Genomic DNA, 19,752 nt, shown 5'->3' with positions numbered 1-19,752 from the left:
GGACACTGATTTATACCGAAGTTTACCATACCGGCAACCGACCACCAATTCCTACAAGTTTGCTCCCTACAAGTGGATATCGGCATGGAAACTGATAGATTAATAAGGAAACCAACTAAATAAATATCATGGCAAATAACACAAAAAACCATTCAGGTATGCCGAACGAGCATTTACACGAATTGTTTGTAGACGAACTCAGGGACATCCTGGGTGCAGAGAAACAATTGCTTAAGGGACTCAAAAAGATGGCAACCAAAGCTGAAGGCGAAAATCTGAAAGCTGCATTCGAGGAACATCGTATGCAAACTGAAGAACATGTTGAACGACTCAAAAAAGTATTCGCTTCCATCAACTTATCTCCGCGGGGTAAAACCTGCAAAGCTATGGAGGGTCTGCTGAATGAAGCCGAAGAAATCATTGAAAACTTCGAAGATGCTGCGGTACTTGATGCCGCGCTTATCTCGGCCGCCCAAAAAGTAGAACATTATGAGATTGCTAGCTACGGCTGCTTGGTCACTTATGCCAATTTGATGGAACACCGCGAAGCAGCCGAGTTGCTGAACCAGACATTGGAAGAAGAAAAAAACACGGATACCAAATTGACCGAAATTGCCATGGAAGAGGCAAATATGGCTGTATAGGAACCGTATGAAGAACCCCAGCCCCCTTTGCGCCTTTTCCATCACAACAGCACAGCGTACACTACTGGTGCAAAGCGGGGCATTTTTTCAAGCTAGCTAAGCTGAGCCTTTACGTCCACTAAAAATGATTTAATATCAAAGGGTTTGCTAATAAAACCGTCTGCATCCTGAGCCCGGTTGTCGTGCCGATAATCTTCATACGCAGACATAACCAGTATCGGAATAGACTGTGTAGTTGCGGCGGTTTTCCATTCCTTACAGACATCCAACCCGTTTCCATCCGGCAACATCACATCAATGATCAGTAGTGCAGGTAATGGGTTATGATTCGCATACTGCCTGAACGACGCAATTGTACTAAATACCGAAACCTCATAGCCTTGCTCTGTGAGAAGAAAAGCGATCAGCTCGCCAATATCGGCATCGTCTTCCAAAACGTAGATTTTTTTTTTCATAAGCTATTGATTTTGGCGCCGGGGTATCGAAAAATAGAAGGTTGAACCCTTTCCTAACCGGCTATTGACACCGATATATCCACCATGTCGATCAATAATCTCTTTGCTGAGATACAATCCAAGACCTAACCCCGCCATTTTCGATGTTCCTTCAACTTGATAGAACCGGGTAAAAACTTTTTCCTGCTGGTCGTGGCCCAACCCCATTCCTTCGTCTGTTACCTGTACACTCACTTCCAAGAGAGACGACTCAAGCGTTATGTGAACATTGTTTGCGTCCGGTGAATATTTTATCGCGTTGGTAATCAAATTAATCATTACTTGTTCCATCCGTTGCCTATCGGCCTCAACCAGGTAATTTCCCTGCGCGTTGTTGACAAAAATCGTATGAGTTCGGCTGCTAAAATGAAACGTCTCCACAATGTCAAGTATCAGTTCACCCAAGTCAAAAGTCTCCATATGAAAACTTAGCTTACCCGCCTCAATCTTTGAGATGTCCAATAGCTCGGAAATCAATGCATTGATACGTTCCAATTGTTTTAACGCTTTGGTAAGGAAACGTCGGCCCACTTGGTCAATTTCTGATCGTTCCAGTATCTGAAGATACCCTTTTGTTGTGGTCAAGGGGGTTTTGAGTTCGTGACTCGCCAATGCGATAAATTCGTTTTTCTTGAGATTCAACGCATTCACTTCCTCAAAAAGCCGTGCATTATCCAAGGTTACGGCAACGAGCGATGCGATGCTTCTCATCATGTCTTCGTCGGCGTTGTTGAACACATCCAGCCGAGAATATCCAAAAAACATGGCGCCAATCAATAGTTTATCGGCAGACCGGATGGGAATGGCCAAGCAATGGCGGATCGGGGGTATTTCCGGATTCATTGGCAGGTCAAACAGGGAAAGAATGTATGGAGTTTCACACACATCGTCAACCCGAACTGCATCTTCACCCGAAAAAATAGCATGGATAACGCCATCTTCCAAGTCGATACGATGTTCGTCCAGATGTAGGGCGGTTTCATGCGTAGCTGCAGAAACAGACAGCGTTGACCGGCCTTCTTCATCTGTTACCCGATAAAAACAAAGTCCTACGTCAGCAGCTATCAGATGCGTCGTTGAATTGATGACCGTTTGGATAATAGAGGAAGTATCCAGCTTTTCGGAAATCACCCTTCCGATTGCATGTAAGGTTTCCAGCTGCTGTTCATGAAATTGGATGGTTTGTTCGCGCTGAATCTGATCCGAGATATCCCGCGCGATTTTCGAGGCTCCCACAATTTGCCCCTGCTTATTACGCATGGGCGATATCGTGAGGGATACCGGAATTTCTTTTCCAGATTTGGTCACTCGTATCGTCTGGTACTGATCTACTTTTCTTCCCTCGCTAATTTCATGAAGAATCATTTGTTCTTCGTTTTTGAGGTAACTGGGGATCAGTGTTTCCACCGATTTACCGACAATTTCACTTTCAGCATAACCGAAAATACGCTGAGCGCCCTTGTTCCAGCTTAGGATGATACCGTTGAGATTTTTGCTGACAATTGCATCGTTGGACGACTGGACAATTTCAGAAAGTATTTCCTGTCTTTCTTCATACTGTTTGTAATCCGTAATATCAACCAGCGTATTGTGACCACCTATTAAATGACCTTCGGAGGACCGGATAGGTTTGGGGAAAACCAACACATGTCGCCGTGTACCATCGGCGCGCTCGATAATCAACTCCACATCAGCGGCATTTTCATCCCCTTCCAACACCATCGCCATCGGACTTTCCTTCACGGGGATAGCGCGTCCGCCTGGATCGTAAATAGCAACTGCTCCAGACCATTTAGCTTCGCCTATTTCCGGCCGGCACCCCCAAAGTAATGCTGCGGCTTCATTGAATGCAACAATGTGTCCGGTACGGTTGCAAATATAGCTTGCTACAGGCGAAGCCAAAAATAACTCCGTAAAGATTGAGTCGTCTACAGCATCTAATTCTTTCATTTAAACAAACTGCTCTCTCAGATTGAGGATTCAATTGCCAACACTCTTGTGTGAAAAAACAAAGGTACAATTGTCTTGTACATATTAACTAATCGATGGCTAAATGTTTATAAAAACGCAAAAAAGTATTCCGAAGGTTGATTGATAACCGTGAGCGAGTAGAGACCATTAGACGAATTGCCGGTCTTTGTATAATGATTTATATTGGCGATAAAATGCTACGAGTTCGCGCTGTTGACCAGCAATGATTTTCTGTGAAGATGTTCCATAAATATGTTTTTCAGCATACTGATAAGCCTTGAGCATTGCACGTTCACCTTTATCAAAAACAAGGCTAATCGGCAGGGAAGATGTACTGCGAAATAAGGCTTTAACGACCTCCCAGGTCCGGAGTATCGTCCCGTTTGGATATCCTCTATTTGGAAGATCGTGTGCCAATGCGACAAATTGGAGTTCCAACGCTTCCTGGAAGCGCTGGCCCTGATCCACAATTTGTTCAAAAACCCCGTATAATTCCAAATCGGGGTCACCATTAAATCCTTTAAATACCACCTGATAATTCCATATCCGTTGACCGTTTACCTCAATCAGATCGTTGATTATTTCCAATGTAGTACACAGCTGATCCATACTATGGGTCGTCAAAGCCTAATAGTCAAGATACAGCGGCTAACTGCTGTCGAACCGAGTGGCTACAAAACCGTTCGAAATGCGAAATCCAGTCACGCGCAGCAATCACTTCTCGTTTTTGTTGATTTACCAATGCACGCAATGACGGCTGTAATCCGTCGGTTCCCTCAACACTGTGATAGGCGATTAATAATGCATTCTCTCCAGACCGGCATTTATCGAGCGCATAACTCGGCATTCTACTGGAAAAAACTGCCTTGACTACTGACCAAGCCAGGCCGAATTGCCCGCTGGCTGTCAATTGTGTTTCTTCCAAACCACATTGGACTCCCATGTCCAATAATTCAAGCTTCATTTTGATACTTTGTTTGATGAAGGCCTCGAATAACGTGGTCAAATGATGTTCATCGGCCGTAAGTCGGTTGAGTAACGCTTGATAGCCGTTGATTCGTTCACTATGGAATGCCACCAAATCCTGGAGGCATTCCGTTGTTGTTTTTAGGTTTTCCATACGCTATTGGAATTATGTGTTGATTATTTTTGTTGGATGCACACCTATCCGACTTTCTCACGATCTCTCAGTTGCTTAATATGATCGTGAGATGCCCGTAATTGCGTCTTTTGATTGGCAATGAGTGCTCGTGCCGGCGTCGTTATGTCTTCCTCTTTTTCTGCTTCGCGGTAGGCTTTTTGTGCGGCGTCTTCCCCGTATTCGCAGCTTTCTAAAACGGCTTTCCGATCGTCCATCGCAAATGTTTGTTTGACATCCATCCACATACGATATACTTTTCCCGAGGTGGTTGTCTCGTCTTCTACCTTATTTTCCCATGCGCTGATGTGTTGCTGCAGTTCTGTTTTTAAACGCTCGCTTTGCTCGATTAAACTATTGAAGAGCGCTTTAAGATCAACATCAGCAACTGGCAATTCCGCAATCGCCTTTTCGTAACCTGCGATCCGATCGTTGTTTATCCTGATCAAATCATTCAGCACTTCTGCGGTTTTTTTCAAATCTTCCATAATATTATCTTTTCTATTAACGAATGTGGGTGACCTTTCAGGGGCCATTTCTACGAGGTTGACAATCAATGGCGGCCATTTGTTTGAAAAATTTCAATATCAGCTTTTACCGTACTTTTCCTGCTTCATATAGAAGGTCCCCAAGAAGAAGATAAAGCGCAAAATTTTAAATGCTACCCAACGAAATAGCCGGTTTACAAGGGTACTTTTAGCTGCAAACTCCTGCGCGCTCACGCGCAGACAATGGGTATCCATAAGATCCGTTAACTCACGGATTACCTGCCGCACAAAAGCCTTGCCCCGCACGTCCAGGTTTAATTCCACACTGACACGTGCGCTCAGGTCGTTCACGTTGAATGAACCGATGGTCATCCACTCATCGTCGCAGGTAGCGAGCTTACCATGAAGCATATCGCCCGTATATTCATAGATCTCCATTCCGTGTCGGAGAAGCCATTCATACATCGACCGTTCCGCATCTTTTACAAGCGGGACATCCATTCGACTGCAAACGACCAGTTGTATCTTAACACCGCGCTTTACCGCCATAGTCATGTCCCTGCGGACGGTGGTGCCAGGCAGAAAGTAGCTGGACACCAGAATCACTTTCTCACGGGCCTTCTGGAAAATCTCCCGATAGGTGCGGGTAATTTCGGATTTGCGACGCACCCAATCGTTACGCCGCATGCGGACCGCACAGCTATGCTCATGACCAAAATTTATCCGGCCGACGGAAGGCTGGCATCGTTCGGGCATATTTCTGATTCGCTGAAAATTCTTCCACATTGTCCAGCACAATTCACAGAGTTTTTGAGCGATTCTCCCTTCCACGCACAGCGCAAAATCGAGCCACGCGGGCTGCCCCGGCTTGTCGTTGTACCGATCGCCAATATTTGCGCCCGTCACCGCGGCATAACGGGCATCCACCACGAGCAACTTCTGGTGCATCCTGCGGCCGATGTAAAAATGTTTGCTTTTAAATAGCGGTTCAAAAACTCGGAAGTGCACACCGTGCGCATCAAACCGGGACGTGAACGACTTTTTCAGCCGCTGCGAGCCATAACCGTCAACCAACACATAGACGTCTACCCCACGTTTGGCCGCAGCGATTAATGCATCCGCTACCAGCTGTCCCGTTTCGTCTGCTTCATAGATATATACCTGTAAGTGTATACTTTTCTGCGCCTGCCCGATAAGCTGGATAAGCAACGAAAAAAAAGTCTCTCCGCCGGTTAGCAACCGAACTTTGTGATTTGGAAAATAATCCAGTGCCGGATCAGCAGTCATTAAAACCGGTTAATCGATGCAGCCCCTGTCTCTGACGGCATTTTGTCTTTCGGGATTACCCATACTTCACCGCCTTGACGCAATACCAGTTCGGCGAGGTCGTCGAGCACGTCATCGACAGCACCGAGCGTTTCGTCTGTATCATATTGCACATTGTCACGATCAACGATGCGTCCGCGGATAATGCGGTTTTCCTCCAACAGCAAGGTTGCTACCTTGCCGTCAAAGGCATCTTTGACAACTTCTTCTAGTTGGTCGGCGCCCATTCCTTTGGTGGTAGCTTGCCTATATTCGCCGATAATATGATTCAAGCGTTTGTTGTAGTAGGGTTCAAACACCTGCCAGGCAGCATCCCGAAGTGCCTCCTTGGGTAATGCCGCAGCATTGATTTTTATTCCTTCTTCCAAGAGCTGTCTATTTCGGCTCAGCCGACGGAATAGGTGTTGGTGTTCAGGGAGCGAAGCCAGAATCAGCGGAAGCCGTGTAGGAGTTGAATACCTGGCCATGACTCCCCTATCAACTGCTCTGAAAAATTGCTCGATATCGTTATCTACATCCGTTTTTTTTAATCCGTGGTTCTGTGCCACATCCCATTTCTCGCCGGTGGCAGTATGGTATGCAGCGAGGGTAGCATGTAAATCGCGTAATTCATGGTCCAATGCGTCAATCATTGATTCAGGAACCTCTTCCTGAGATAAATTGATTTCATCCAGTTGGTACCGGTCGCCTTCAAACAACTGCGCGGTATTGGTACTAAGCACCAATACATGATAACGATCACTACTTTGCAGGTATTTCAATAAAGGTTTTGTGTGGGCGCTGTCTGCCGCGATTGCCAGTGGCTGTACCGGTGTATGCAATCGATATACATCGAAAGAATCCCGTGTTGCAAATACTGCCAGTCCATCTTTCGTATGCTGCCAAAACCGATAATCATCGGCTAATGCTTCAAAGTTGGAAAAAATGCTTTGAATACCTTTATCCCGTATATACTCAGCCTTTATGGAATCAAATTGTTCGACCAGTTTTCTGAACATTTCCGGGTCTTGTGCATTATCCGGATGAGTGCGATGGGTGGGCATATACACCGAGAAAACAGGCCCTTCGTGATATCTCATCAGTGTATCAAGTTGTTTTTCAGTTAACGTTGTCATAATTTTTTCGTTAAGCGTTCAACCAAAATAAGCCGTCGATGCGACCGCTTATTATCTTCAACAGCCATCTCCTACAATTGTTGACGAGTTTGCAAGAAAACATTTCATTGCAGCAAATTGTATTTACAACAGCACTTATACTTTTCAGAGACCATGGATTGGGAACGTATTTTTTTTCACGACGTCGACGGTCACTTTGCCCTCGAAGTTGTCTTTCGCACAACGTTTATGTTTGTCGTTATCATGGTTGTTCTCCGGCTATCGGGAAAACGGGGGGTACGGCAACTGTCGATCTTTGAGCTGGCCATTATTCTGAGTTTGGGGTCCGCTGCCGGCGATCCCATGTTTTATGACGACGTAGCACTCTTACCTACCGTGCTGGTATGTGCCACGGCAATCGGCCTTTACCGACTGATTACTTGGCTAATGGCCAAAAGTGAGCGATTTGAGCGGATACTAGAGGGCGAGCCGGTATACATCATCGAAGATAGTGTGATGGTCATCAAAGATGACATCAAAGACAGTCTCTCCATGGACGAATTTTTTGCCGAACTGCGTGATAAAGGGGTGGAGCACTTGGGCCAGGTGCGGGCCGCTATTTTGGAAACCAATGGCAGCATGAGCGTCTTTTTCTTCCCGGATGAAGAAGTGAAATACGGACTTCCGATTCTGCCCCATGCCTATCGGAAGCACATCAGTCTTATCGAGCGCCAAGGGTTGTATGCCTGCATCTATTGCGGTACGCTGGAGCAACTACTGTCCGGCCGCCATCATTGCAACCGCTGCAACCATCACGAATGGGTTCAGGCGATCAATTGCAAAAGGATCAGTTAAACTGCACTACAGCGCAATTTTAAGCCCATCGTATGCATAGGGATGGTTAACTTGATCGCGATATTGAATCATCTCCTCACCGAAGTGGGTAAGCAGCAACTGTTTGTACAAGAGTTGGTCGTCATAGTTCAATAACGTCTTGTAATTCATATGCCCATTTATTTCCGATTGGAAATAATTACATTCACAAATAAATAAATCGGCGTCTCTGGCCAATTCGATCAGCATAGGCGTCCAAGCCGTATCCCCAGAAAATCCAATAATTTTCCCGGCGATACCGATCCGTAGTCCATGGGGCAATGTGTTGGGTGTATGTGCTACGGGGAATGCCGTTATCTCAAAATGATCAGCCTGCAATACGCCGTCCGGAATATACGTTTTGAACAACAGGTTAAGTTTATTCAATACCTCACTGCCCGGATATAGTTGTTTCAACAGTTTTTTAATCCGATCCTTTCCCGTTGGCGGACTGATAATAGTTAGTGGTTTTTCCCTGTTTCTGACAGCCTCTTCCAGTAAGAGGAAAGGCACCCCTCCGAAATGATCGCCGTGAAAATGAGAAATCACGATAGCATCTATATCATTCAGATTTATTCCCTGTTTCTTTATTCCATAGTATGCAGTGGCACCGCAATCCAGGAGCAGGGTTGCATGTGGGGCTTGAATATAAAAGCAAGTATGCAGTTGTCCCCCGCTGGCGAAAGCATCGCCACAACCAATGATGGTTACTGTTGTTTCTATCATTTTGGATTGTTTTTAAAACATACAAATCAACGCCTAAATTGTTAGGCAAACAAACAAATGAACAGATACCCTTGTAACTAAAAGTATGAACAACCCCCGTTGCACAATGCGCTATGCTCTCCTGTTGCTGATCGGCTTTTCAGCTGCATGCAGCGATCAATTTATCGGAACGCTTTTCAAAAGCCAATCGCCGCATCAACGTTACCTGAAACAGCTCAGCAATGCGGGGCTTGAAAGCAGTGTGATTTATCAGCAATGGCTCCAAGCTTCGATACAGAGCCTGGCCGATCCGACGGCCGTGACAGTCCCTCACCAGGAATCCGCTTACATAGCAAGCGACAAACCCACCGCCATCGGCTACTTGTTTGCAGCAAGGCAGGGCGAACGGATCCACATCGACGTAACGGTAAACAGCCTGGATAGTGTGCAATTGTTCATCGATCTTTTTGAAGCCCCTCCTGATACCGCTGTTGTACCTAAACATTTGATTTCCGCAGATACCGCTGCGACACTGACCTGGGACGTCAGGCAGGATGGGCAATACCTGCTACGTATACAGCCGGAGCTGCTTGCCGAGCTGTCATTCCGGCTTCGGCTTACTGCGGAAGCTTCCCTGGCCAGCCCGGTAACGCCCGATGTCCGGCAACACATTGGCAGTGTATTTGGCGATGCGCGGGACGGCGGCAGCCGCAAACACGAAGGTATCGATATCTTTGCTGCGCGCCATACGCCCGTTGTTGCCGCCGCCGATGGCGTTGTTCGCATTGGCACCAACCGATTGGGTGGGAACGTAATATGGCTACGGCCCAAAAACCGCTCAATAAGTTTGTACTACGCCCACCTGGATAGCCAACTGGTGACCACTGGACAGTCCGTGATTGCGGGCGATACGCTTGGACTCATCGGAAATACCGGAAATGCGAAGACCACGCCACCACACCTGCATTTTGGCATCTATGGAAGGGGAGGCGCGTTAGATCCACTCCCTTTCCTGCAACCGGGAAAATCTATACCACCAAAAATTTCAGCCGATACCACCCGCAACGGAGACACATTGCGCGCCAGTCAACCGCTTTTTCCCGGCGCCTCACGGCATATGCCGGTATTCGTCGAGGCCACATACCGCAACGGATACCGTGTAACGATGCCAGATTCCAGCAAGCGTTTCGTTACTCAAAAGCAAGTGACATCCCTGAGCCGGCTGCGCTCCTTGCAATTTGCCGAACAGCGTATTTTATATGCCCAGCCCGATACAGCGGCTGCCCGGATTACCAAACTGGAAGCCGGTAAGCAAACACAGGTTATTGCTGAATACCTTGATTTTTTACTTGTTGAAGGTCCCATCCGCGGCTGGGTACAACGATAAAACAAAATTACCGCTCCGTTGTAAACTAGAAACGAACGTTTAACGCATTATCATCATGTTTTTTTCTATTCTATTTGGAGCCATTTTTATCGTTGCTGTATTAGCTTATGTCATTTACCGGTCGTCTCGGAAGCGGAGGTAGTGCGGCGTTTCTTTCCTAATTTTAAAATGGTCCTTAGCTGATTATTCCACGTAATGAGACTGCCAATGATGATGGCATCTTTCATGTTGCTTTTAATCCGGGTACGCATGATACGCCGAACCACATCCTTTTCCACTTCACCGGTTTCTTTTACTCGGTTTAATAACTCAAGCGCGCACAAAGCAAGGAACGCTCCGATTAAAAAAAGGAAATTCCATTGATGAAGTGAGATCAACTTGAGGGCTTTGTCAAATCCTGGACTGTCCCACACAAATCTGATCTCCAAATTTTTATCTGAAAAATAATCAACTAACACACCCCCTACCAACGGGCCAAGGGCAGAAAAGACAGCCGTCACAATGTTCTTTACCGAGAGGTATACAATGGCATCTTCTTTGGGAGCAAGTTTAAGTCCGATGTTGGTCAGCGAAAGATTGATTCCAGCGGTTGATATACCGGTGAAGACATGGATTACCACCAACAATCCAAGATTGATATACATCCGCGAGTAAATACCTACAAATGACCAAGCAATGATACAGAGAATGTATAACGGCGCACTGATCGCGATGATGCTTTTATTGCTATATCGGTCGGAAAATGTTCCCCACATCCGGAGGGTCATAATGCTGGACAGTTGACTGATAATGGTCAATACGATGATATAAGAAAGCGGCAGTCCCATTCCTTGCAACATGAATACCGTAAAAAAAGGCGTTGCTATGTTCAGCGCAAAAACCCATGCAGAATTGAAAACCAGCAACCGACGGAAATTTTCGTTCCGTAATGGCATTTTCAACAGCGTAAACAATTTAGCATTGGACAGATAAGATTGCGGCTCGGGAGCTCTCGACAATAAATAAGCACCTATCACACCAATAATGCCGGCTATCACGAAGAACACAGCGAAGGTAGTGAGCTCATATGCAGGATATCGGATCCGGATAAAATCGAGGAGCAAAGCAAGAACGATACTGAGTGCGACATTAAGTGTTTGGGTATACCGGCTTCTCCGGGAAAAATATTCACCCAGCATTTTTTCCGGGATCATGTCCTTCATCCATGAATTCCAACTCAGCCCGGATACAGAGCTAAAGAAAAAATGGAAGAAAAGAAAAAAGATGAGCATATTAATGGACCTACCTTCGCCAAGGAGCACCATCACCCCGATAATCGCTAATGGAATCCGTGCCAAGGCTATACAGAGAACCGAAATGGCCCGCCGATTCTGATATTTTCTGACCAATATGATCGAAAGTAATTGGAAAATATTGGTAATCATTGGTAATGCCGCTAATAACCCGATTTGCACGTTATTGGCACCCAACAGTAAGGCCATGGCGACCAAAAAGGCTCCGCCTGTAAGGGATGTCACGACTTCGGAAGCCAGACCGTCCCAAATCACCATGACCAGTCCTCGTTTTAGGTCTCTTTCTGTCAATTCCTTTTGAGGTTTCAACGCCATATGAATAGATGATGGTTCAAAAATTACCAACAAACCTGAAAGCGAACTGTTGGCACAATAATGAAAAACAGAAAAAGACTCTGGATAGCGCTTGTTTCGATCGTCTTAGCAGGAATGCTTGGCCGGTTTGCATGGATCTATATGCACGAAACAGCCGGCGTAGTGCTCATCGTCCTTAGCGCTGTTTGTTCGGTAGTAGCGATCACTGTGTTTGCCATTTATTTTAGGGAATAGTAACCGGCCCCGGACTGACCGCAGCGGAACATTTTTTTCTTCGTTTAAACTAAAGCGCGGTTTCAACTGTTAAGGAGTACAGTTTACTAATACGGATTCACGCAATCAATAGCTTATGAAATCAACGGGTTTTATGAAACGCTGGTTTACGATTCTGAAAAACACCTTTACTATTTTCATGGATGTAAAAGGCCTCAAATTTAGCGCTTCCTTAGCTTATTATACCATTTTCTCACTTGCACCGCTGTTGGTATTGACCATTTCTCTCGCTGCGTTGTTCTTTGGTCAAGAGGCAGCAGAGGGAAAAGTATTTGATGAAATCAATGGATTGGTGGGTAGTAACGCGGCTGCGCAAATCCAGGAAATGCTTAAAAATGTCCAACTGAAAGAAGATAATACGTGGGCACTTATCGTCGGTATCAGTACATTGCTTTTGGGCGCCACTACCGTATTCGGGGATATGCAGCACTCTATAAACAAAATATGGGAAATCAAGCCAAAACCCAAACGGGGCTGGGTAAAGCTTATAACCGATCGGCTTCTTTCTTCATCACTTGTCTTGTCACTGGGCTTCCTGCTGATCGTCTCACTGATCGTGAATGGGCTATTGATGATATTAATGGACTACATAAGAAGGCTCTTTTCCGATTTGGCGGTCTATTTGTCGCTTGCCGTCGAAACCCTCACTAACTTTATCGTTATCAGCGTATTGTTTGGTGTTATTTTCAAATTTTTACCCGACGTGCGTATCAAATGGAAAGATGTAAAAGCCGGTGCTTTTTTTACCGCTATCTTGTTTATGATAGGCCGATTCCTTATTGGCTTCTATATACAGACCACCGGTCCTGAATCTACCTACGGCGCAGCAGCCTCCATCATCGTACTGCTTTTATGGGTTTATTACACCGCAGCAATCCTTTACTTGGGCGCCTCGTTTACCCGGGCGTATGCCGACTACAATGGATCCCGCATTGCTCCCGCCGAATTTGCGGTACACGTCGAAGAACGAGAAACCGAAAAAGAAGTAACCCATCTACCTCCTCCCAAGGGAACCGAAGAAGTAAAAAATTAGTTACAAGAAAACACAAATGTACATAAACTAACCAGCGATGCGTTATTATACTGTTTGGATTCCGGCGGATTTACAACTATTGTAAATAAATTCAAACAAAATAATCATTGTTTTGTTTACATAATTCACAAACACAATTATCTATTGAAACAACACTACCACAAAAACAAATAATCCGTTATTGCCGGGTACGATAGGATAACCGTAATATACTTGATTTAGCCGCGTTGTGCAAGCTTAGAACTGAGCTAACCACGAACGAAAGTATCATGTAAACGATAAATTCTATAGAGATGAATAAGATCGAATTCAACACCAAAGTCGTACAGGAGGTAGGTTCCTTGAGCAGTTATGCATTTTATTTTACACGCGACGAAGAAAATGCCAATGATTTGGTACAGGATACCATTTTAAAAGCTTTCTCCTACTACAACAAATTTAAAGAGGGCACAAACTTACAAGCTTGGCTTTACACGATATTAAAAAACACGTTCATCAATTACTATCGGCGAAAAGTAAAGACCAATTCGATCATTCTGAAATCGGATACAATTTCTTCCTCTGATTTGTTCAAAAGTTCGTTACGCAACAACGCGGAGAGCAAATTTGTCATGGAAGATATCGAGCGTGCACTATCCAAGTTGGCCGAGGAGTACTACTATCCATTTTCGATGTATTATGAAGGGTATAAATACCACGAAATTGCGGCATATTTCCAAATTCCGATAGGCACGGTAAAAACCCGGATACATGTAGCCCGGCAACTGTTGAAGAAAAAGCTTACACCTTATTCGACCGACAGGAATTAACTGTAAAACACATAGCCCCGCACAGAAACGCCGGGGCTATGTGTGCATTAGGCATGTCGCCATTTTGATTTTTGTAGGCCATGAGATTCTCCTTTATCTATGTTATTTGTTCAAAAAAACAACATTAGCCTATTACTTTCGTTTCAAGAATCTTTTTCTAATCAATATCCGCTCCCTATTTCTGTAATCCAGCAAGCGCCGGCTACACCTTTGCTTGTAGCGGAAGCGCAAACCAGAACGTACTTCCAGTTCCTACTTCGCTTTCCGCCCAAATCCGACCACCGAGCCGATTGACGATTTCATTTGACAAGTACAGACCGATACCGAGGCCAGATACGTTGAAGCCGCTATTTTCTACCCGGTAAAACCTCGTAAACACATGCTGGAGTTTGTCGGCAGGTATCCCTTGGCCGAAGTCTTGAACACCCACCTTGACTTCATTTTCCGTACATGCAAGGCTCACCCGTACTTCATCGGCGCCGGGCGAATATTTGATGGCATTGGTGAGCAGGTTGATGAGCACCTGTTCAATGCGCTGCGAATCACTGTATACCACACAAGATTCGGTAGCCGTCTCCAAACTAATCCGGTATTTTTCATTCGTATGGCTAACCAGCTCGATGGTTTCTTCCGTTAGTTGTTTCAGATCGAATTCAGCCATATTCAGTTGAAGTTTCCCCGCTTCGATTTTTGAAATATCCAACAGGTCACCGACCAACACATTAAGTTTTTTCATCTGATGCAGCGCCTTTTGGATGAAAAGTTTGCTCTTATCAGCGGTCATCAATTTCTCCAGAATTTGCAAATAGGCATAGATACTGGTCAGCGGAGTTTTCAGCTCGTGGCTTGCTAAGCCGATGAATTCATCTTTTTTGTCATTCAGTGCTTTTACTTCTGCGTACAGTTTAGCATTATCCAAGCCGATGGCAGCCTGGGCAGCAATAGAGACCACTAGCTGTTCATGGTCTGGTGTAAATTTGCCCGCTTCGGAATGGCCGAAAAACAGGCCACCGATAATCTCTCCCGAACGCGATATTACGGGTACAGCAAGGTAACTTACTACCGGCAGGTGGCCTTCGGGCATCCCGTAATAGGGTGGATTGTTCCCGAAACGGGGGTCTTTGATAATATCGTCAATGCGGACCACACCTTCGCCGGAAAATGTTGGATGAAACAATTCCGTATTACGCGGCATTGAAAAATTTTCAAACGCTTCTCGCGGCGCTCCAGACAAGGCATACAGCCCAAACGACTGGCCTTTTTCATCGGTTTGGTTATAAAAGAAAGCCCCGAATTCTGCACCCGTCAGTTCGGTTGTACTATCGGTAACCTTTTGCAATATGTTATTCAGGTTGAGATCTTCGGATATACTCCCCACCATCGAATTGATAATCTCCAACCGTTCGGTATAACGGCGAGCCGCTTCCTGAGCGGCTACCTGCGCACTGATGTCACGCGCAATTTTTGAGGCGCCGATAATGCGACCACCTTCGTCGACAATGGGCGATACCGTGATGGAAAGCGGTATCTCGCGCCCGTCTTTCGTCAGCCGGACCGTGTCGAAGTGATCCACCTTGTTACCAGCGCGGATTTCACTGATGATGTAATCCTCTTCCTTTAGGCGCGAAGGTGGGATGATCAGTGAAATATGCTTGCCAATAGCCTCATCAGCCGTATAGCCAAACATACGGTGAGCGGCCTTATTCCAACTGGTAATTACACCCTGCAGCGTTTTACTGACGATCACATCGTCTGAAGATTCCACGATGGCCGCCAGCCGCGCTTTCCGTTCGGCACTTTCCCGGAGTCTTTCTTCATTGAGCTTCTGTTCGGTAATGTCCATTACCGACCCGATAAATCGCATCGGGTTGCCCAATGTATCAAAATGGACTTTTCCCTTAGCTCGCACCCAGCGCTGTTGTCCATCGGCTATGCCGACAGTGCGGTACTCGATGTCATAACTACCGCCTGTTTTTGCCTGGTCAAGTGCGTCATTCATTGCGGCGACTACATCCTTACGGTCTTCCGGATGCAGGCCGCCGATAAAATCCTTTTCGTAAGACACCGGTTCATCGTGGTCAACGCCAAACAACGTCCTGCAGCGTTCGTCCAATTCCAACTTCCCGCTTTTTACATCCAGATCAAACATACCAAGCTGAGCGGCTTCCTTCGAAAGCTGTGACTGTTCATAAGCGCGCTCCACCTCGATTTTGGCCTCCACCTGCGCCGACACATCGTTGGTTATCGCGATCACGCCAATGATATTGCCTTCGCTATCGCGAAAAGCCTGATAAACAAAATTCTGGTAAACCGTATCAATCTTCCCGCCACGCAACAACGCGACGGGCTGTTCATATGCTCGATACGTTTCCCCTGTGTGGTAAACGTGATCTACCCACCGTTCCAATCCCTGCCCCTTGGTATCTGGCAGTCCTTCGAAAATAGGCTTATGCATCACCTCCGTTTCGGTTTTTCCCCACAGCTCAATCATCATGGCGTTAGCTACCTCAACGACGTGGTCCGGACCGCTCATAAAGCACATCGCCACCGGCGCTTGAAGTATGATGTTGTGTAACATCTTTTGGCTGTGCTCGATCCGCTGTTTCGCCAATACCACGTCGGTCACATCTGCGGCAGTGTTCATTACTCCGTACACATTGCCGGAACGGTCTTTCAGCGGGGTAAAGCTATAATTGAAGTAAAATGTCTTCCGTACGCCGCCGATCTCCAGATCTACCCGTTCATTACGTGTGTTAAAAGGTACGCCGGTGGTAAAGACCGCATCAAGTTTTTCATAAATATGCTGATCACGCAATTCAGGCAACACCTCGGCATACGTTTTCCCAATCACGTCATTGCCCTTGCCCCAAACATCCATGATGGCTTGGTTGGCCTCCAAGATACGCATTTCACGTCCGGCATAAACCGCAATCGGAAAGGGTGCATTCGCAATGATACTGCGGGTCTTGAACTCACTTTCGGCAAGTTCTTCATTGGCGACTCGCAGTTCTTCATTTGTGGCCGTCAACTCCTCGTTGATGGCAGCCAATTCCTCGTTAGCGGCTGTCAGTTCTTCGTTCATCGCGTGCATAAGCATCTCACTTTGCTCAAGTGCTTCGATACCCGAACGTATCTTTGCTTCCAGTTCTTCGTTGCGTTCGTGAAGGCCGGCCTGTGCAGCAGAAGACGTGGGTAGGTCTACAATGATACACGAGCCTACAAAGCCGGCATACGTGCCATCTTCCAAATATCGGGGAGCGCCGCTTTCCGATACCCATTGGTATACGCCATCGTGCCTGCGCAGTCGGTATGCCATTCGGAAGGGCTTACCCCCATCTACGGCTGCTGCATATATTTCCAAACGCGAACGGTCGTCCGGATGCACACCTTCGGTCCAACCCTCCCCCTGTTCCTGTTCCAGCGTTCGGCCGGTAAAACGTAGCCATCCAGCATTAAAGGCGGTACGTCGCGTATCGGTTGAAGTGACCCACATCATTGCTGGCGTGTTATCGGCCATGATTTTATAGGGGTCATTCACCGGACCACCGGGCGTATTTATTTCCATATGCAATAATAGTAAAACGATGTGTTTTTGACATTACGCGATTTCTACTTGTATACCCGTCTGCATGGCCTTGTAACGGCTTGCAGGAATATCCGTAAACTAAGCGTTAACTCTTATCAAGACAACATTAAACCACAGATGTTTGAAATTCATGTAAAGAAGGGCTCCAAATTTACTTTCCTTATTGAGCATCCTGCACACCAAGTGCCCCGCGCTACGTGCCTGGCGACCAAGGTCATCCACCAAAAGGAATGGAATATCGGCCGCCTATAACGACGGAATTCAAGTCACGGTTTGCGGATTCAGGATTATGGATATACATACATTTTTCCTAAACAATAACCGCCCGGTGCCGTTGGTAGGATATGGATAAATTTACATTTCAGTTATGGAAAAGAAAACTCGTCAGCATCTCCCCTGCAACCGGACACCAAGTATCCCGTTCCGCCCTTCCCTGAACAAAAGCGGGACTATCCGGAAACCGAGGCGTTAATGAAGCCGCTGGCCGACCACGGTTAAAAAAGCTATAAGGGAACAGAAATTAGCCGAACGGAAGGTGATTTTGACCGCTAATTAAAACTAAACAATACGGCTATGAAGAAACAAATAGTTGTCGTAGAAGACAACTACAGTATTCGGGAGTTGATCGAATACATCCTGGAAGATTACCAAATAGAGGTAATCTCGTTCGGGACAGCCGGCGATTTCCGGAATGCGATGGCCGGTGTCAACCCCGATCTATACCTATTGGACATTATGCTACCCGATGGCAACGGAGTTGATCTGTGCCAAGAACTGAAGGCAGAGCCTGCCAGCCGCGAAACCCCTATAATTATGATGTCGGCGCACTTCGATGAAGGGCAAGTCGAATGCGGTGCTGAAGATTTTATTGCAAAGCCTTTTGATATTGATAACCTCATTTCACGTATCGAACATCAAATTGCTTGATCGCGAAGATACGTGCGCAATTGGTCATCCGAAACAGACGGGCTTGGTCGCGTGACGACACTTCTCTTCGTTTTGGATCTCTGAGACGAGCGCCAAGAAACATTCGTAACCGATGCGGTTATTAAACTTTCCTTCTAATCCTGAAACGACCTTTTACCTGCTTTTTTGCTTTCGGGTCGCAGCCTATGCTATAAACCGTGGCTTCTATACTTCCCGAAATAATGCCGCCGATACTTCCATATTGGTCTATTTTGAGCTTTCCTTTGCCATAGTGAACCTTGCTGTCATCGCATAAATAATAGCTTCCCTGATACATGGTTTCCGTACTGCTTGCCAAATAGGCGACAATGCTGAAATGATCCGGAACAGCAGGATTTCCCAACTCATACTCACCGGTTTGCGTAGCGTTCAGCGATATATTCAGACCGCCCGTCAATCCGGTTCCCAGCAAGATGGTGGATCCCCCCAGAAAGTTGGCATCCAACGAAATCCCTGTATGCATCGTTCCGTCCAGTTGCCAAATAAAATACTCGTCGGGCACCAATTCGATTTCCCGTTGTGCAATGACAAGGCCTGATGTCCCGGGCCTGTCGGGATGGGTTTTACTGACCATATTCCTAACTTGCGCCCCTACCGCAATGGTTGTCGGTTGGATGATGCTTGCCGGAGCTTTATAACGAGCTTTCACCGTACTCAAAGAAGCACCTACATTCCCCAGCCGTTCTACGTTTCCGGGGCCATTTACAAACCAGGTATCCGTGGTAATTTTCAGCGCTTCTGCTGTCCCTACCCGCCCATCGGGCCAGGATTCCGTATAGAAGAGAAGTAAATCGGTTTCTTCATTAGCCACCAGTTTGTTCTTCACTGTCTCGACAGAAAAAATACGATTAAGATACCAGTCACTAAAATGCCGGGTATTTACCCATAGTTTATGATTGGTCTGAGCGATCTCGGTCATGGCTTCCTGATAAAAATACCCAGCTTTGTCCTGATAGGTGAGATAGAGGTAGTCTTCCGAGCTGCCAATAAGATCTTCCTCGGTATACGCGAATGATATCTTGACGTCCTTTTCAAAAATCACATCTTCAGGCCCAAGGCGATAGGCAGAGCCGGTGGCCGTTTCCAGCGTTTTCGTTATGGGCTGTATGGTAAACTGCACATCGTTTGCGACAGCCCCCGCAGGGACATCTACCTGTATCTTCCCGTCGGGCGTAGCAATCTGTCCGCCGGCAGATCCGATTACCTTTACCACCGGGCTTCCGAGCGTACCACCACGCTCCGCTTGAAGCGGCTGGAATTCGTGTTCTTCTTCCACTCCGGAATCTTTCCTGCAGGAAGCGACTATCAAAAACAAGAGGGCCAATAGCACCCTGTGTGTAAAATAAACTTTCATTTCG

The 19,752-nt window shown here is 46.4% G+C and carries 17 protein-coding genes; 6 read left to right on the top strand and 11 right to left on the bottom strand.

Annotated elements, in window-relative coordinates:
- Positions 1-128 precede the first annotated feature (128 nt).
- Positions 129-644: a ferritin-like domain-containing protein gene (locus BMZ56_RS23710; protein WP_090631916.1), complete on the top strand. Its 516-nt coding sequence runs from the start codon at positions 129-131 to the stop codon at positions 642-644.
- A gap of 92 nt (positions 645-736) precedes the next feature.
- Here BMZ56_RS23710 and BMZ56_RS23705 read toward each other — a convergent pair whose 3' ends face one another.
- The 7 genes from BMZ56_RS23705 to BMZ56_RS23675 form a co-directional block, all read right to left on the bottom strand.
- On the bottom strand, positions 737-1,099 hold the full coding sequence (locus BMZ56_RS23705; protein ID WP_090631913.1) for a response regulator transcription factor: 363 nt from the start codon (positions 1,097-1,099) through the stop codon (positions 737-739).
- Positions 1,100-1,102: 3 nt separating this feature from the next.
- Positions 1,103-3,088, bottom strand: coding sequence for a PAS domain-containing sensor histidine kinase (locus tag BMZ56_RS23700; protein ID WP_090631909.1), 1,986 nt, complete (start codon positions 3,086-3,088; stop codon positions 1,103-1,105).
- A gap of 168 nt (positions 3,089-3,256) precedes the next feature.
- Complete coding sequence (locus BMZ56_RS23695; RefSeq protein ID WP_090631906.1) at positions 3,257-3,718, bottom strand: hypothetical protein; 462 nt, start codon at positions 3,716-3,718, stop codon at positions 3,257-3,259.
- A gap of 25 nt (positions 3,719-3,743) precedes the next feature.
- Entirely contained in the window at positions 3,744-4,229 is a 486-nt protein-coding gene (locus tag BMZ56_RS23690) for a hypothetical protein (protein WP_090631903.1), read from the bottom strand.
- A gap of 44 nt (positions 4,230-4,273) precedes the next feature.
- Positions 4,274-4,735 carry a PA2169 family four-helix-bundle protein gene (locus BMZ56_RS23685; protein WP_090631900.1) on the bottom strand — a complete coding sequence of 154 codons (462 nt, stop codon included), beginning with the start codon at positions 4,733-4,735 and terminating at the stop codon, positions 4,274-4,276.
- Between the two features lie 99 nt (positions 4,736-4,834).
- Positions 4,835-6,022, bottom strand: a complete 1,188-nt coding sequence (locus BMZ56_RS23680) for a phospholipase D-like domain-containing protein (protein ID WP_090631897.1) — start codon at positions 6,020-6,022, stop codon at positions 4,835-4,837.
- Positions 6,022-7,176: a baeRF3 domain-containing protein gene (locus BMZ56_RS23675; protein WP_104443740.1), complete on the bottom strand. Its 1,155-nt coding sequence runs from the start codon at positions 7,174-7,176 to the stop codon at positions 6,022-6,024. The genes BMZ56_RS23680 and BMZ56_RS23675 overlap by 1 nt, the downstream gene beginning before the upstream one ends.
- Before the next feature lie 153 nt (positions 7,177-7,329).
- Here BMZ56_RS23675 and BMZ56_RS23670 point away from each other — a divergent pair, with 153 nt between their 5' ends.
- Entirely contained in the window at positions 7,330-8,010 is a 681-nt protein-coding gene (locus BMZ56_RS23670; protein WP_090631893.1) for a DUF421 domain-containing protein, read from the top strand.
- 6 nt (positions 8,011-8,016) lie between these two features.
- Here the strand turns inward: BMZ56_RS23670 and BMZ56_RS23665 are convergent, their stop codons facing one another.
- Entirely contained in the window at positions 8,017-8,754 is a 738-nt protein-coding gene (locus BMZ56_RS23665; protein WP_090631891.1) for an MBL fold metallo-hydrolase, read from the bottom strand.
- An 85-nt stretch (positions 8,755-8,839) separates the two neighbouring features.
- On the opposite strand from BMZ56_RS23665, the gene BMZ56_RS23660 reads away from it, so the two are divergent.
- Complete coding sequence (locus BMZ56_RS23660) at positions 8,840-10,120, top strand: M23 family metallopeptidase (RefSeq protein WP_090631888.1); 1,281 nt, start codon at positions 8,840-8,842, stop codon at positions 10,118-10,120.
- A 110-nt stretch (positions 10,121-10,230) separates the two neighbouring features.
- On the opposite strand, the gene BMZ56_RS23655 is transcribed toward BMZ56_RS23660, so the two are convergent.
- Positions 10,231-11,727 carry an MFS transporter gene (locus BMZ56_RS23655; protein ID WP_090631885.1) on the bottom strand — a complete coding sequence of 499 codons (1,497 nt, stop codon included), beginning with the start codon at positions 11,725-11,727 and terminating at the stop codon, positions 10,231-10,233.
- A gap of 367 nt (positions 11,728-12,094) precedes the next feature.
- Here BMZ56_RS23655 and BMZ56_RS23650 point away from each other — a divergent pair, with 367 nt between their 5' ends.
- Entirely contained in the window at positions 12,095-13,033 is a 939-nt protein-coding gene (locus BMZ56_RS23650; protein WP_245893385.1) for a YihY/virulence factor BrkB family protein, read from the top strand.
- 293 nt (positions 13,034-13,326) lie between these two features.
- Complete coding sequence (locus BMZ56_RS23645; RefSeq protein ID WP_090631879.1) at positions 13,327-13,842, top strand: RNA polymerase sigma factor; 516 nt, start codon at positions 13,327-13,329, stop codon at positions 13,840-13,842.
- Positions 13,843-14,044: 202 nt separating this feature from the next.
- On the opposite strand, the gene BMZ56_RS23640 is transcribed toward BMZ56_RS23645, so the two are convergent.
- Positions 14,045-17,407 carry a PAS domain S-box protein gene (locus tag BMZ56_RS23640; protein WP_090631877.1) on the bottom strand — a complete coding sequence of 1,121 codons (3,363 nt, stop codon included), beginning with the start codon at positions 17,405-17,407 and terminating at the stop codon, positions 14,045-14,047.
- A gap of 594 nt (positions 17,408-18,001) precedes the next feature.
- Between BMZ56_RS23640 and BMZ56_RS23635 the strand changes: the two genes are divergently transcribed.
- The gene (locus tag BMZ56_RS23635; protein ID WP_090631875.1) at positions 18,002-18,355 is read left to right on the top strand and encodes a response regulator transcription factor; all 354 of its coding nucleotides are present in this window, start codon (positions 18,002-18,004) and stop codon (positions 18,353-18,355) included.
- Between the two features lie 121 nt (positions 18,356-18,476).
- On the opposite strand, the gene BMZ56_RS23630 is transcribed toward BMZ56_RS23635, so the two are convergent.
- Positions 18,477-19,748 (bottom strand): hypothetical protein, encoded by a 1,272-nt coding sequence (locus BMZ56_RS23630; protein WP_090631872.1) that lies wholly within the window; start codon positions 19,746-19,748, stop codon positions 18,477-18,479.
- Positions 19,749-19,752 lie beyond the last annotated feature (4 nt).

Origin of the sequence: Parapedobacter indicus (genome assembly GCF_900113765.1) — a bacterium.
Taxonomy (GTDB): Bacteria; Bacteroidota; Bacteroidia; order Sphingobacteriales; family Sphingobacteriaceae; genus Parapedobacter; species Parapedobacter indicus.
Note: the sequence above shows the minus strand (reverse complement) of the source record. Positions and strands in the feature narration are given on the sequence as shown.

Excerpts from the sequence above, each read along its gene's own strand:
- BMZ56_RS23670 (WP_090631893.1), top strand. The coding sequence starts at position 7,330 with ATGGATTGGGAACGTATTTTTTTTCACGACGTCGACGGTCACTTTGCC.
- BMZ56_RS23695 (WP_090631906.1), bottom strand. The coding sequence starts at position 3,718 with ATGGATCAGCTGTGTACTACATTGGAAATAATCAACGATCTGATTGAG.
- BMZ56_RS23690 (WP_090631903.1), bottom strand. The coding sequence starts at position 4,229 with ATGGAAAACCTAAAAACAACAACGGAATGCCTCCAGGATTTGGTGGCA.
- BMZ56_RS23705 (WP_090631913.1), bottom strand. The coding sequence starts at position 1,099 with ATGAAAAAAAAAATCTACGTTTTGGAAGACGATGCCGATATTGGCGAG.
- BMZ56_RS23660 (WP_090631888.1), top strand. The coding sequence starts at position 8,840 with ATGAACAACCCCCGTTGCACAATGCGCTATGCTCTCCTGTTGCTGATC.
- BMZ56_RS23640 (WP_090631877.1), bottom strand. The coding sequence starts at position 17,407 with ATGGAAATAAATACGCCCGGTGGTCCGGTGAATGACCCCTATAAAATC.
- BMZ56_RS23630 (WP_090631872.1), bottom strand. The coding sequence starts at position 19,748 with ATGAAAGTTTATTTTACACACAGGGTGCTATTGGCCCTCTTGTTTTTG.
- BMZ56_RS23650 (WP_245893385.1), top strand. The coding sequence starts at position 12,095 with ATGAAACGCTGGTTTACGATTCTGAAAAACACCTTTACTATTTTCATG.
- BMZ56_RS23710 (WP_090631916.1), top strand. The coding sequence starts at position 129 with ATGGCAAATAACACAAAAAACCATTCAGGTATGCCGAACGAGCATTTA.
- BMZ56_RS23685 (WP_090631900.1), bottom strand. The coding sequence starts at position 4,735 with ATGGAAGATTTGAAAAAAACCGCAGAAGTGCTGAATGATTTGATCAGG.
- BMZ56_RS23700 (WP_090631909.1), bottom strand. The coding sequence starts at position 3,088 with ATGAAAGAATTAGATGCTGTAGACGACTCAATCTTTACGGAGTTATTT.
- BMZ56_RS23655 (WP_090631885.1), bottom strand. The coding sequence starts at position 11,727 with ATGGCGTTGAAACCTCAAAAGGAATTGACAGAAAGAGACCTAAAACGA.
- BMZ56_RS23680 (WP_090631897.1), bottom strand. The coding sequence starts at position 6,022 with ATGACTGCTGATCCGGCACTGGATTATTTTCCAAATCACAAAGTTCGG.
- BMZ56_RS23665 (WP_090631891.1), bottom strand. The coding sequence starts at position 8,754 with ATGATAGAAACAACAGTAACCATCATTGGTTGTGGCGATGCTTTCGCC.
- BMZ56_RS23635 (WP_090631875.1), top strand. The coding sequence starts at position 18,002 with ATGAAGAAACAAATAGTTGTCGTAGAAGACAACTACAGTATTCGGGAG.
- BMZ56_RS23645 (WP_090631879.1), top strand. The coding sequence starts at position 13,327 with ATGAATAAGATCGAATTCAACACCAAAGTCGTACAGGAGGTAGGTTCC.
- BMZ56_RS23675 (WP_104443740.1), bottom strand. The coding sequence starts at position 7,176 with ATGACAACGTTAACTGAAAAACAACTTGATACACTGATGAGATATCAC.